Source organism: Paenibacillus andongensis, assembly GCF_025369935.1.
In the GTDB taxonomy this organism is placed as follows: domain Bacteria; phylum Bacillota; class Bacilli; order Paenibacillales; family NBRC-103111; genus Paenibacillus_E; species Paenibacillus_E andongensis.
Genome location: NZ_CP104467.1, coordinates 7,368,030 through 7,381,835, shown reverse-complemented (window position 1 = coordinate 7,381,835; position 13,806 = coordinate 7,368,030). Strand labels below are relative to the sequence as shown.

Below are 13,806 nucleotides of genomic sequence, written 5' to 3'. Positions count from 1 at the left end.
AGCTCCTTTATGGGAAGGTGCTTATTTGGTGATTTCATCTATGTCTGTACCTCCCATTATAATTGGCTTACAAGATACACACAATTGGAGAGGGTGGATGAGATGCAGGAAACAACTATGCACGAACCAGATCGGAGAGCTAGATCTCCTTGGTCACAACATCTGGAAGGACAGGAGGTACGCCTGTCACCGCTTCATGGAGCGGTAGATGCGACTATCACGATACCGGGCAGCAAAAGCTTCACCAATCGCGCACTCCTTATTGCTGCACTAGCGAAGGGGACTACACGTTTGCAGGGTGTTTTACAAAGCGATGATTCCTATTGGTGTATGAAAGCGCTCGGGGAGCTGGGAATTGAAATTGAGATGGATGGAGATACGGTTACGATCACAGGTAATGAAGGGCACTGGTCAGTCACGAAAGCGGATTTGTATGTGGGAGCTGCTGGTACGGTTGCACGCTTTTTACCCGGGGCGCTTGCGGTTGGTCATGGGGAGTGGATACTTGATGGCAGTAAGCGCATGACAGAAAGGCCTCTTGCGCCTTTACTGGATGCGTTATCCAGTTTGGGGGCGGATATCCGATATAAGGGCAATCCTGGATGTGTACCGCTGACGCTTCATGCGGACGGTCTTAACGGAGGAGAAGTAACGGTTTCTGGTGCGGTTTCCAGCCAGTTTATTAGTGGCTTGCTGCTCGCAGCTCCTTATGCCAAAGATACGCTAACCATTCGAATCGCTGATCAAATTGTGCAGCGGGACTACGTCGAGATGACCTTGGATATGATGTGGGCGTTCGGTGTGAGGCCGGAAGTTCACGAGGATGGGCAAGCGATTACGATTCGGCCGAGCGCTTATGAAGCACGTACATTCATGCTTGAACCTGATGTATCCACTTGCGGTTACTTCTGGGCACTCGCTGCCCTGACGAATGGACGTGTACGTATTGAGGGTATTTCCGTGCAGACACGGCAACCGGATATTGAGCTATTGTCTGTTTTGGAGAAAATGGGCTGTTCGGTGACGCATGGTGAACATTACATTGAAGTTCGGGGTACACACCGTCTGAAAGGCGGCTTCACAGTGAGTATGCAGCGTTGGTCGGACCAGACGCTTACATTAGCTGCGCTGGCTCCCTTCGCGGATGGTCCCATTACACTGACAGATGCAGCGCATATTAGGCATCACGAGTGTGACCGCATTGCGGCGATGTGTGAGGAACTTGGGAAGCTTGGCATTCAGGTGGAGGAACATGCGGATGGGTTAACGGTGTACCCAGGGGAGCCGCAACCCGCGCTGCTCGACCCTCACGACGACCATCGTATGGCGATGGCGCTTTCGCTGATCGGCGCAAGGGTGGATGGCGTCAGGATTGCGGATCCGGGCTGTGTTTCGAAAACATGCCCAGACTTTTTTGATCGTTGGGGAGAACTGGGTGTCGGGGTTGAGGTTATTTAGCGAGATCACTCTGCACATGAATATGCAGCTTCGGATACAAAACGGCAAAATCCTCGGCTTGTTTCTCAAGCGTGCTTAGCTCAAATGATTGGCTGAAAATATCGCGGTCTGGCAGGAAGGTAACACTCGTTCCAGTTTCCTTGGTAACACCTACGGTTTGAAGCTCGCTTTGCGGAATCCCATGCTTATAGTGCTGTTGGAACACTAGACCGTCACGCCTGATCTCGACGGAAAACTTGAGTGATAGCGCGTTGACGACGGGCATGCTGATGCCTTTTTCACTGCCGGTTGCTAAGAACGTAGCACTTGCACTTAGACGGCTCATGTCCGTAAGTACAGTCTGAACACGCGGGTGTTCACTGCCAGGAAGTGCTTGAACGGGGATGCCCCGGCCATTATCTGCAACTGTGATGCTGCCATCCGCATGCAAAAAGAGGCTAACCTCGCTGCAGGTGCCATGCAGATGCTCCAGAATGCAATTCTCAACAACAGCCCACAGCAGGAAGTGTGGATCATAGATGTCTTGTGCTCCGCCTAAATAAGCATGCACATTCGTTCTTGCTTCAGTCATAGCTAAATAGTCACTTGTATCCATAAGATCAGAAGCCGCAGCTAGCAGCAATAAAAGTGGAAGTGAACACGGGCCTGGAATGGTATACTTGCCGCCTCTTTCTTCTTGAACAAGAAGGTCTGCCCCTACTAATGCTTTGATATGATGATATAGCTGGCCTGTTGTCCCCATGTTTAGACGTTCCACCAGATCAGGTCCGGTCAGTGGTTCTTGTAGGACGGCTCTTAAAATATCCAGTCGCTGCTTATGAGCAAGGGCTCCCAAGATTTTGGCTGTTTTATCGCCGTCCAATTGGATTAACTGACTGACGTGCTTTTCTTGTGGCTCCCACCGGTAACTAGCCAAATCTCTCCGGTATTGCATTTCGTCACTCCTTAATCGCCCCAATCATGACACCTTTGACGAAATACTTTTGAAGGAACGGATATAGGCAAATAATGGGCAGCGTCGAGATAATAATCGTCGCATATTTAATCGTTTCTCCAATGGCGTATTTGTCATCGTTGGCTGCACCCGTCATCATTGAATCGGTATTGTTGGCAATTAAAATTTCACGGAGTACGAGTTGGAGCGGGTAGTCTTCACGGCTCCGCAAATAGACTAGCGCGCTGAAGTAGGAATTCCAATGTCCTACCGCGTACCACAAAATCATGACCGCAATAACAGGCATCGAAAGCGGAATAATTATGAGAAACAAAATCTTCCAATCGCTAGCGCCGTCCATTCTCGCCGATTCCTCCAAACTAACTGGGATGCCTTGAAAAGAGGTCCGCATGATGATCATGTTGAATGTATTGATCGCACCGGGAATAAGAAGTGCCCACATCGTGTTCATCATCCCGAGATCGTTCACAAGCAGGTAAGTCGGAATCAAGCCGCCATGAAATACCATCGTAATGACGATGAAAAACATGATGATATTTTTGAAAAATAAATGAGGTCTGGACAATACGTATGCGCCGATCGCCGTCATGACGAGATTAATTGCGGTACCAAGCACCACATAGAGCAGCGTGTTCTGGTAGCCTTTCACAATCATTGGGTTATGGAACACGGCTTTATAAGCGCCGAGATCGAAGCCAGCCGGACTGAACATCAGTCCGCGATGCTGCAGGAAAGACGTTGCATTGCTAAACGAAGCAAACAGCACATATAAGAATGGGTACAAAGTGACTATGCAAAGGCCGATCATAAGGAAGGCATTTAAATATCCAAACGATCGTTCACCCGTTGTTGGTTTCATCGACGAGTCTCCCTTCTGACCACATAAGAAAGTATAAGTTTTCTAACAGAGAAACTTGACTTTCTTATTGGCGATAAAACTTACATTTAAACGCGGTCGCTCATCTTCGAAAGGCTTCGATAGAGGTTTTCTCACTACCAAAGTTTATTTTCGGTGAGCCGCTTGCTGATGCTGTTGGCGGATACAATCAGAATGAAGCTTACGATGGAGTTAAAAAGCCCCACCGCTGCCGTAAAGCTGTAGCTTGCCTCCAGAACCCCCTTACGATAGACGTAAGTTGAAATGACATCCCCTGTCTCGTAAGTGAGCGGATTGTACAGAAGGAGTACCTTCTCACTGCCAACCGACAGCATGTTGCCCATATTCAAAATGAATAAAATAATAATCGTGGGCATAATGCCGGGAATTGTGATGTGCAGCGTCTGTTTCCAACGGTTCGCACCGTCCATGCGGGCGGCCTCATACAGGGTCGGATCGATGGTGGCCATCGCCGCCAAATAGATGATGGAGCCCCAACCGATTCCTTGCCAAATACCGGATGAAACAAACAGGAAACGGAACCAGCTCGCTTCTTTCAAAAAGTCGATCGGCTCGATTCCGAAGGAGGCGATGATCTGGTTAATGAGACCGGTACGACCTAAAAAATCGACCATCATCCCAGCTACGACAACAATTGAAATGAAATGGGGCAAATACGAGATTGTCTGCACAACACGTTTGAACATGCTATTGCGAATCTCATTGAGAAGCAACGCTAATACAATGGCCGCCGGAAAGCCAAATAACAGCTCATATACATTGATTAAAATGGTGTTCTTAATTAACCGCCAGAAATAAATGCCGTTAAAAAAGCTTTCAAAATGCCTGAAACCGACCCATGGACTTCCCCAAATGCCTTTTACCGTTGAAAAGTCTTTGAATGCGATCTGTAAACCGTACATCGGTCCGTAATGAAACAGGAGGTAATAAGCGATAACAGGAAGGGCCATCACATAAATGGCCCAATGCCGCTTAAGATCGGAGCGAATAACTTGAAGTAATGTCGGCTCGCGATAGATTTTGGTTACAGTGCCTGCCTGTACGTTTCCAGAGCTTTGCGCCATCATTTCTCCCTGCCTTTCTGCATGGTAACGATATAAAAGCTGGGAGATGAATCCGATCATCTCCCAGTCCGATCTTTCGATTCATTTAACTGCGCTTATTAAATCGTTCGAGCGCCGCTTGCTGAATTTTGGTGGCGTCTTCGATGCCCATGCTTTGAATCTTCTTAACGTATTTGTCGAAGTTCTCGATCGGTTCCACGCCCATAATGAACTTGAGCAGCATTTCGTCGCGATACGTCTCGACATCCGTCATAACGGAAGCATACTTGCTGCTTTCATCTTTCGTTGGCGTCACGAGCGGCATTTTGCGTTCAGCCGTCGGCTTCGACCAGATGGCAAGCGCATCTTTCTGCTGCGGGAGCGCGAGATATTGCAATTGAAAATTATCGCTAAGCACGAATGGTGCGCTCCACGTCGAGCGGTTATGCTTCGAAAACGATTGCGCTAGGCTGACTCCGCTCGGCGGGTTGAGCACTTCCGGGAGGAATACGGCTTTGCCGTTCTCCATTTTATAGCTGACGCCTTCTTTGCCGTAGTTAAATAGCAGATCGCCTTTTTCACCGTAAGCATAATCAAGCCATTTGACAGTCTCAATCGGATTTTTGTTGCTCGTCGTGACAGCAGCGCCTATACCGTTGGATACAAAATCTTTCTGGCCCCAAATCGGTTTATCCCCCTCTTTCAATACGGGGTAAGGAGCGGCGACTAGCTTGAAGTTCGGGTCCTTGTCCTTCATTAAATTGGCGTATTTGCCGATGCCCCCGCCGTTATAGTACACGGATGCTCCCATTAGGTTTGTCGTCATTTTGTTGTCGTACAATTTATCGTTCGGAGCTGCAAAGTCTTTATCAAGCAGACCCTCTTTGTACCATTTGTTCATCGTTGCAAGGAAATCTTTGAACTCCGGCTGGATCGGGCCGTACTTCACTTTGCCGCTATCTTGGTAGAAACCGTAATTAATACCCCATGCGCCGAGGAACGGAGCGTCGGTGGCGAATATTGCTTTGTCGAGGTAAATCGGAATTTCATCCGCTTTGCCGTTGCCGTTCGGATCTTTCTCTTTAAAAGCTTTCATGACGGTGTACCATTCGTCGATCGTCGTTGGCATTTTTAACCCTAGTTTGTCCAGCCAATCCTGACGTACACCTGGGCCGAAGAACACTCTAACCTTGTCACCGCCTCGCAGGAACGGGAACGAGTAGATGCTGCCATCGTCTGTCATGATTTGCTTTTTCCAGTCTGGATGGTCCGTCAACAGTTTTTTAAGGTTCGGTGCGTATTTATCGATCAAATCATTCAGCTTAATGATTTTATTATCTTGAATCGCTTTCTCCGGTCCACCTGGATACCCCGTCCAGCTCGTTTCAATAACGTCCGGCAGTTGGTTGGAGGCGAGCATGAGGTTGAACTGTTCTTTGGCCTGCTGGGCATCGGTCGGAGGATGCTGGAATTCAACCTTCACGCCAGTTACTTTTTCGAGTTCCTTATACATTTCCATTTCTGCATATGTCTTCATCTGCGAAGCGGCTGAGGGCTGGTTGGTTACCCAGTACGTCAGATTGGTCAGCTTCGGCGGCTGCGTTTCTTTGCCAGGCTGCGGTGAAGATGACTTCCCGCCATCGCTGTTACTGCTGCATGCGGCAACTGAAGCTGCGAGTAAAGAAATCAGCATGACGGAGCTTACATGTTTCATTTTTTTCTTCAATGAAAACGCCTCCCTTTTCATAAGTGAATGAATGCATATTTGCTTGCGAAACAGGATCATTGATGTCCCATCCTCTAGTTCCGAGTGTAGCTTCTGCCTGCGAGAATGGATACTTTCTTCTTTTCATTTGCGTTGTATTTTCGTAAGAAATACGGGCTAGGAGAAAACAAATCAGTGGGATATTAAAAAACGTCAGTGTGCAATTTGTTGCCCTGCTTCGCTCAAGGAGCACCGATAGCCTGGCTGTACGCCACATTCAGCTTATCAAAATAAGGCAGCCCTTTAGAGGCTGCCCTTTATGCGTCGGATCCGGTTTTGTCCGGCCTCATTGCTTCGCGGTATTTTCCAGGTGGAATACCTTCCTGCTTCTTGAAAGCGCGAATGAACACAACGTCGTTCGTATAACCGACCATTTGCGCAATTTGTGTGTTTGTCAGCTCCTTGTTGTCCATCAACATTTTCGCTTTTTCAATCCGTTTGCGTGTGACGTAATCTAACAGGTTTTGCCCTTGATGTTTTTTGAAGAAGGTGGAAATATATGGCGACGTCATCTGGAGACGGTCAGCGACAAGCGCCAGCCCCATGTTCGGATCATCGAGATTTTGATCCACGAAATGGACGATCTCCTGCAGTAATTGCGTGCTGTGATCGGACCGTTCGACTTTAAACAAACGGGTGAGCGTTGCGTACAGATCCTTCGTTTTCTGGTACATGCCATCCGCCGTCGGATAGCTGAAAACCGCTTTGATCGGATCGAAATTTGCACCAAGCACTTCTTCCGGGTTCGTATTTGTGGCGTTCACAATTTTCAGAAATGTGCTCATGACATTGAAGAACAAACACTTACCAAGTTCAGGAGTGATATGGTTAGAATCGAAATTCATCGAATAGATCGTAGAGAGCAGTTTTTCCACATTATCGGAATCGCCGCTCCGAACGAAATTGATAAGCTGTATTTCGATTTCAAGCGGATAATAATAGTGATGTGTGGCATCTATGATATCTTGGAAGTGGATGACGGCGTTTTTCCCTTTAATGAGTCTATATTCAAGTGCTGATAGCGCTTCTGGGTAGGAGTCGCGAATCGCCTTTGGCCCCTGATGGATATCTCCTGCGGCTACAGTAATGTTGATTTTGAATTTTTGTGAGATCATGTTGTTAAGCGATTCTGCGAATTCTCGTATATCGACAGCAGAGCGATCTCCTCGACGATCCTTCAGGTTGATGAGAAAAGCAAGACGATCGCGATCGAGCTCAACCGAATATCCGTTATGATGCAGTTGAATAAGATCAACACCTATATTTGATACGATAAACCTTGCATGCGCCCAGCCTTGTTCGGATTGTTCTTCACTGAAATCATCGATGTCTTCGATCTTGACAAGGAGTATGGCAAATTGATCACTTACGAACGATAGATCCATAAACCGAAGTGTTTCTTCGTTTTCTGGGGAAACGTTCACATCCATGTATCCGCGTATGAGGCGGGATAAGTAATTGGTTCGAATTAAAGGGATTTGCTGGGCTAGCAGGTTGCGCAAGTTTTTCTCTTCGTGAATCGATCCTTCGAACGTCTGTTGGATAAACTCGTATTCGTTGGAGGCAGGGCGCCTAATCATGTCTTTCCCGCGCATAATCGCGTTCACCGTTCTCTGGAGCGGCTTGTAATTGCGGTATACCCCGGCGTAGACGGCTAGCAGCCCAGCGATCAAGCAGATAACGAAAAGCCCCAAGGACCATCTTTGAATTTGATTGACCTGCTGCATAAACACGTCATTTGGCGTCACCGACACATACTTCCAGCCCGCCTTTTGCGAAGAAGTGACCGATACCATTTGATTGACGCCAGCGAGCTGGTAATCGAATGGACTGCTATTGGTTTCAATGTGATTGAGGAGGTCGGACGATAAGGGGATATCGCTCGTGCTCATAATTGTTTTTCCTGTAGGGTCAATGATATAAATCGCGCTGTCGCTAGCTGTTTCCAACTGCTTTAACATCTGTTTGATTTGGTCGACATCGATCAGAACGATAAAATTACCAAGGGTATCGGATTGCGAACGAAGGGGAAGCGATTGTTCATAGACGACGACCTCCTTCGGAACGTATTCGGTGTTCGTGGATATTTCGTTCCCTCGAGAGAGGGAGGCGGCTGGCAAGTAAGACATGCTATGCACACTTGTCAAAATATTCTTGTGCCACTGCTCATAGGTCATGTCCTTAAAAGTATAGTAGGTGGAATAATACGTACGAGAATCGGTCAATAAATCTGCTTTGACAATTGTATCGCTGCTGGCAAAATAAACGTAATAGTCAAAAATGAAACTGCTTACCATGCTGCGGTACCTGCCCAATTGGTTGCGCATGAATTCCACGAAGCGGTATTTGTCGGCGCTGTCTGCATCTTTCGGAATTTTCAACATATAATCCAACTTCGGATCGAGCGCGACCTGACGCATCAAATTATCTACTTCCGATAATTTATAGTCGAGCGACAGCTTTAATTGCTCTAGCATCGCCGTATTGGAACGGTTGGCGTTTGTTTCCAGACTATGCTCCACTTTGGCGTACAAAAAGAGTCCCATGGCAAGCGGAATTAACAGGATGAATAAATTGGAGGCGATCATCGTCGTCAGCGCACTTTTGCGATTGCCAATTTGAAACCAAGTCTGCGGCATTTTCAATAAGATCACCTCATTCCTCAAATTGCTTGTTTACGTCGAACACTTTTACCCAAACGTTATCCCGATAAAAATTGAATGGCCCCAAACCATTCCATCACGATGTTAGTTATATTTTAGCTGTAATTTCAGATATATTAAAGCGCTTTCTTAAATGACGGATCTAACGCTTTCTTATCTAAAAAGCAGAAAGACGAACAGACGCAATCAGATCAGCGTTTGCTCGTCTTTTTCATTGGTCTCTAAATCGGTGTATATACGTATTTGATCTTGATCATCTATGGTAGCTAGTTCAACTTCCTTCATATCGAGATGTGCGGCGTGAATCTGAGCTTCCAGCCATGCATGGTCTTTTCCCAGCTGAGCAAGCATTTTATCCTCGCTGGAACCTTCAACAATAATCGGCTTTACAAGAGAGAACGTCGATGTAGGTATGTTCATATCTTTGGCGGTGACAGGTTGATATTGCGGCTCAAGGAACACGGAAATGATTCCTCCTGGCTCCCACAGCGCAAGTGCGACTTTGGCTATATCCTCAATCTGCTGCTTGCGCAGCTCAGAGAATAGGTGATCAATGGAAATTTTGGCTTTACGCAGATTTTTCATTTGAATCTGTCCATTTTTAATTAACTTAAGAGGAGGCGGGTCTAAATAATGCATAAGGAATTTCCACTTTAGACTAAGCCAGGAGGTTGTCAGATATAGGACAACGAGTACAATCGTGGTGATCATGGAGCCAGTTAAACCTAAATGCTCATCCGAAAGCGGATGGGCAATAATATTTCCTAGAATGAGAGCAATAATGAAGGGAGATGGAACGCTGCCCCAAAGCTTTGGCCGTAATTAATAAGAAGAGATAAGCAACAACAGCGCGCAAAATCCACTGGATCGTGGTTAGAGATTCTTGGCTGTGAAAGAAGTCCAATTCACGTCACACTCCGAAAATGAGGGTAAATGCTCAAATAATGTTTCCTCATTTTCCAATTATTATCCATAATGAAGGGTGGGAGTGAAGGGATTCTAGGGGGCCAACGCCTACTCTTTTGTTAATAATCTATACATCCCTAAAAAGCCAAAAAGAGCACAAGGATGTGCTCTTTCATCTCTTCAAGCCCTTCAAGCCCTTTAGGCCCTTCCTGCTCTACCAAACTTTTCCATAAAGTTAAGTTCGTTCTAAACGACTTCACGCTACATTCATCTACCTTAAACTCACACCAACGGCTGCATGCCGCGCTCCAACCAATCCTCGCGAGTCGGTCCGTAAATGTCGGGAACTCGCAGTCCGGCTTGACGCATCAAGACGATCATTTCACCACGATGGTGAATTTCATGCGAAATGAGGATGCGCAGTGTTAAGCCATTGAGCCATTGCTCACCATACATGTCACTGCTTTCAGAGAGCTTAGCATCTGTCCACTGGGCCTGAATAGCTTCGGACAGCCCAGCAGAGGAGGAGCGATAGGTGTCAGCAATTGTTTTGGCGGATGCTGGTGCGAGTTCTTCACCCTCGGGAGTGTCGAATTTGAGCCCTGTACGTGAAGTCATTTCATGAACAGTTGTCGCAATATGCCAACCCAGTTGTCCTAACGAGCGGAAGTCGGGCGCGATTTGCTGCTTAAGAGAAGCATCTGTCAAAGTGTCCAGCACGCGCTGGGTAGCTTTTGTTTCATGATTCCATTCGTTTACAAAATCTTCGATTGTTCTGAACATGGGTGGAGCCTCCTTAGAGTTTTTCGCCAGAAAAACTGGCATCGTAAGCATGCATTGATTGGTTTCGCCTACTTCATAACCCCATTATAGACAACCACCGCTGACAACGTCCTGTCAGTGTTCATCTGCGTAGAGTTGAACAATTTTCTCGGCTTTATCTTTAATAATGGCTGCAATATGGGCCGGTTCGAGAATACGCAGGCTAGGACCATAGCTAAGAAGCATGCCATGAAGCCACGATTCATCCGGTTGAGTGGCGGTAATCATCAAAGTGCCGTCAGCTTGGACGGTAATTTGCTCAGGACGGAAATAATCCTCTACTTGAGCGCGAACGTTCGGCTGCGCATGCAGCACGAGTTTGATGAGCGTGGAGGGATCTCTTTTGCCCCAGTTATGATCCAGCTGTTCTATGGTTCCTTCTTTGCGTTCAAAGGTTCTCTGAAGCACTTCAATCTCTTTCATTCGAGTTAATCGGAAGACGCGAAAATCTTGACGCAGCAGGCAGTAGCCGTACAAATACCAGCCGAACCCTTTGACTACAATGCCCATAGGCTCTACTGTTCGCACAGATTCCTCACTTTGGGAAGTGATATATTGAAAGGAAATCAGCTTGGATTCCTTTATTGAACTGCGCAGTGTACTTAGCTTCTCTTTGTCTTGATTGCTGCCGCGCCAAGGATTCATATCAATAATAAGTTGATTGTTTAGGTTAGCGACGGTGTTCTGTTCCGATTTCGCCACGAGAGCGCCGACTTTATCAAGAAGGTTGCTGATCTCTTGGTCGCCAACGGTAGAGCGGATTCCTTTGAGGCCGACAATAATAGATTGCAGCTCATCGAGGGACAGGAATTGGCGATCCAGCCGATATTGGTCCATAATCTCATAACCACCGCTCATCCCAGCATAGGAAACGACAGGAATGCCAGCTTGGTTAATGGCCTCAACGTCGCGATAAACGGTACGCAGCGACACCTCAAAACGCTCCGAAAGCTCTTTGGCGCTGATTCTTCTTCGGTTCAGAAGCAGCATGGTAATGGCAAGCAGACGATCAATTTTCAAGAAAAGCACCTCATCGATTCATGTGTGTTATTAACTTAACATTCGATTCCAGAGAAGGAATTCCCTTTGTGGAGTTCCGCATATCCGATGGAAAATTTTGAAATAATAAGCCGAATTCAAATCTCAAAGGGGAGAGACTTTGAGCTACACTCAAAGATCCCTATATTAGGAGTCGGATGACATGTTTAGAAAATGCGTTAAAATCGCCCTACACTCAGCAGTGATTAGCTTACTATTGAGCAGCACATCCTTATGGAAAGGGGAACTCGTGTCCGCTGAAGAATTACCGCCACCACAAACCGCACAGCAAGGCGAGCTTATACAAACGCGTGAGATTGATGTCACTGGTGATGGCAAACCAGATACGGTATCCCTGGTAGGGATGAAGTCGGATACTAGCAGTCCGTACTATGATAAGCTATTCATTACCGTCATAGGACAGGCACAGACCCATGTTGTCATCCCGCTTGAGGGCGGGTATAATCCGCAGATGGATTTCTGTGACTTTATTCAGGACAAACTGCCTCAAATCTATGTATCTGCCGAAACAGGGGGCAGTGGGGGACTATCCAACTACTACATATACTCTCTGAAAAATAATGTTCCGACTGCGATCCCGCTGCCTAGTCCACTTCATGTAAAGGCCGCCTTCAAGAAAAATTATGTGGTAAAAATGAAGATTGAAGAGACAGGGAAGTCTTTCAAAATTGATATTAAAGACCGCAAGGACGATTATGAGAAATTCGGTGTATACAAAAATGGCATAGTAGTGAAGCCGATAATTGTGGATGTTCATGCTTATGGCGCTTTGAAGCCGATAGATGTAGATCGGGATGGGTATTGTGAGCTGAGAGGTGCTCAGCGAATCACCGGTATAGCGAATGCCGATACACTGGGATACGCCATCTCCGTTTGGAAATGGAAGCAAGGGAAATGGATGTTAAAAGACTCTTCGATTGTTAAAACACTGCCTGGCAAGTTACGTTAAAAAGACCGCCATCTCACGGAGTGCAATGGTTCCATGATGTGGCGGTCTTTCTATTATGCCCAGTTGCCTTGGCGGAACAAAGGCTCGCGGCTTCCATCTGCAAGAATGCCATCGATCTCCATGCTAGCAGCGCCGATCATAAAGTCAATGTGGATTAAGCTTTTATTGTAGCCATTCTGAACTAACTCTTCGGGGCTCATCGCCGTTCCGCCTTCAATCGTGAACGGATATGAATTACCGAGCGCTACGTGACAGGAAGCATTTTCGTCGAATAAGGTGTTGTAGTAAATGAGGCCTGACTGTGAAATGGGGGAGTCGTAAGGCACGAGTGCCACTTCACCCAAGTAACGAGCGCCTTCATCCATGTCCAGCATCTTATTCAGCACTTCTTGACCCACCTCAGCTGTCGCTTCTACAACTCGGCCATTCTCGAATTTCAGGCTGAAGCCATCGATTAGGGAGCCTTGATAACTCAGCGGCAACGTGCTGCGAACGGTTCCGTTCGTGCCATTTCGTGCAGGCATCGTAAAGACTTCTTCCGTTGGGATGTTCGGCACGAAGAAAATGCCTCGCTCCGACTCGCTACCTGCGGCAACCCATTGATGCTTAGGGGCTAGCTCTATGTATAAATCTGTACCAGGAGCTCTGAAATGAAGCTGCTTGTACTTTTTGTTGTTCAGTAAGTTCTGTTTTTCGGTCAGCGTCTCAATATGTTGTTTCCATGCGGCAACCGGATCTTCTTTATCCACGCGAGTTAGCTTGAAAATCTGCTCCCACAGCTTCTTAATGCGTTCGGGTTCGCTCAAATCCGGGAATACCTTAGCCGACCATTCCGCTGTCGGGAAGGAGACCATCAGCCAGTTCACCTGATTGCTGCGCAAATATTTCAGGAACCCTTCACGCGCAGTTGCCGTAGTTTTTCCAGCGATGGCGACCCGCTCAGGGTCTACATCTTTGAGTAAATCGGAGTTAGGCGCGTAGATTTGGAGGAAGGCGGCACCTTCCTTCGCCATCTCTTCCAGGCCGTTTGCTCGCCACATCGGGTACTCGCGCAGCGTAGATTCCGGGGCATGCTTGATGCGCAGCGCCTTCACTTCATCGTCGTCCCAGTCGATGACGACATCTTTGGCGCCAGCGTCGTAAGCCTTTTTCGTTAGCTTGCGCACAAAATCAGCGCAGGAGATCGGCGTCATGATGACGACGGTTTGGTCCTTTTGTACGTTTAATCCTACACGAATTGCAAGCTCTGCATATTTATCTAAATAATGTTCGAATGTCTCCATATCGC

At 47.1% G+C, this 13,806-nt stretch carries 10 protein-coding genes and 1 pseudogene; 2 read left to right on the top strand and 9 right to left on the bottom strand.

What is annotated here, in order from left to right; translation table 11 throughout:
- The first annotated feature begins 102 nt into the window (after window positions 1–102).
- A complete protein-coding gene (aroA, locus tag NYR53_RS33130; RefSeq protein WP_261303196.1) occupies window positions 103–1,458 on the top strand; it encodes a 3-phosphoshikimate 1-carboxyvinyltransferase in 1,356 nt (451 codons plus the stop codon).
- Here the strand turns inward: aroA and NYR53_RS33125 are convergent.
- The 8 genes and pseudogenes from NYR53_RS33125 to NYR53_RS33090 form a co-directional block, all read right to left on the bottom strand.
- Entirely contained in the window at window positions 1,451–2,392 is a 942-nt protein-coding gene (locus NYR53_RS33125) for an ATP-binding protein (RefSeq protein ID WP_261303195.1), read from the bottom strand. The two genes, aroA and NYR53_RS33125, sit on opposite strands and share 8 nt — an antisense overlap.
- A 4-nt stretch (window positions 2,393–2,396) precedes the next feature.
- Window positions 2,397–3,272 carry a carbohydrate ABC transporter permease gene (locus NYR53_RS33120; RefSeq protein WP_261303194.1) on the bottom strand — a complete coding sequence of 292 codons (876 nt, stop codon included), beginning with the start codon at window positions 3,270–3,272 and terminating at the stop codon, window positions 2,397–2,399.
- A 134-nt stretch (window positions 3,273–3,406) separates the two neighbouring features.
- Window positions 3,407–4,375, bottom strand: coding sequence for an ABC transporter permease (locus NYR53_RS33115; RefSeq protein WP_261306606.1), 969 nt, complete (start codon window positions 4,373–4,375; stop codon window positions 3,407–3,409).
- Window positions 4,376–4,460: 85 nt separating this feature from the next.
- Complete coding sequence (locus tag NYR53_RS33110) at window positions 4,461–6,068, bottom strand: type 2 periplasmic-binding domain-containing protein (protein WP_261306605.1); 1,608 nt, start codon at window positions 6,066–6,068, stop codon at window positions 4,461–4,463.
- 308 nt (window positions 6,069–6,376) lie between these two features.
- Window positions 6,377–8,785, bottom strand: coding sequence for a helix-turn-helix domain-containing protein (locus NYR53_RS33105; protein WP_261303193.1), 2,409 nt, complete (start codon window positions 8,783–8,785; stop codon window positions 6,377–6,379).
- 183 nt (window positions 8,786–8,968) lie between these two features.
- Window positions 8,969–9,686 (bottom strand): annotated as a pseudogene (locus tag NYR53_RS34695) (DUF421 domain-containing protein).
- Window positions 9,687–9,970: 284 nt separating this feature from the next.
- Window positions 9,971–10,471 (bottom strand): DinB family protein, encoded by a 501-nt coding sequence (locus NYR53_RS33095; protein ID WP_261303192.1) that lies wholly within the window; start codon window positions 10,469–10,471, stop codon window positions 9,971–9,973.
- Window positions 10,472–10,585: 114 nt separating this feature from the next.
- A complete protein-coding gene (locus tag NYR53_RS33090) occupies window positions 10,586–11,530 on the bottom strand; it encodes a helix-turn-helix transcriptional regulator (RefSeq protein WP_261303191.1) in 945 nt (314 codons plus the stop codon).
- Between the two features lie 181 nt (window positions 11,531–11,711).
- Here NYR53_RS33090 and NYR53_RS33085 point away from each other — a divergent pair, with 181 nt between their 5' ends.
- Window positions 11,712–12,518 (top strand): YybI family spore inner coat protein, encoded by an 807-nt coding sequence (locus NYR53_RS33085; RefSeq protein WP_261303190.1) that lies wholly within the window; start codon window positions 11,712–11,714, stop codon window positions 12,516–12,518.
- A 53-nt stretch (window positions 12,519–12,571) separates the two neighbouring features.
- Here the strand turns inward: NYR53_RS33085 and NYR53_RS33080 are convergent, their stop codons facing one another.
- Window positions 12,572–13,801 (bottom strand): aminopeptidase, encoded by a 1,230-nt coding sequence (locus tag NYR53_RS33080; RefSeq protein WP_261303189.1) that lies wholly within the window; start codon window positions 13,799–13,801, stop codon window positions 12,572–12,574.
- Window positions 13,802–13,806: the final 5 nt, after the last annotated feature.

Coding starts and splice junctions, on each gene's coding strand:
- NYR53_RS33085 (WP_261303190.1), top strand. CDS start 11,712: ATGTTTAGAAAATGCGTTAAAATCGCCCTACACTCAGCAGTGATTAGC.
- NYR53_RS33115 (WP_261306606.1), bottom strand. CDS start 4,375: ATGGCGCAAAGCTCTGGAAACGTACAGGCAGGCACTGTAACCAAAATC.
- NYR53_RS33125 (WP_261303195.1), bottom strand. CDS start 2,392: ATGCAATACCGGAGAGATTTGGCTAGTTACCGGTGGGAGCCACAAGAA.
- NYR53_RS33110 (WP_261306605.1), bottom strand. CDS start 6,068: ATGAAACATGTAAGCTCCGTCATGCTGATTTCTTTACTCGCAGCTTCA.
- NYR53_RS33080 (WP_261303189.1), bottom strand. CDS start 13,801: ATGGAGACATTCGAACATTATTTAGATAAATATGCAGAGCTTGCAATT.
- NYR53_RS33120 (WP_261303194.1), bottom strand. CDS start 3,272: ATGAAACCAACAACGGGTGAACGATCGTTTGGATATTTAAATGCCTTC.
- NYR53_RS33095 (WP_261303192.1), bottom strand. CDS start 10,471: ATGTTCAGAACAATCGAAGATTTTGTAAACGAATGGAATCATGAAACA.
- aroA (WP_261303196.1), top strand. CDS start 103: ATGCAGGAAACAACTATGCACGAACCAGATCGGAGAGCTAGATCTCCT.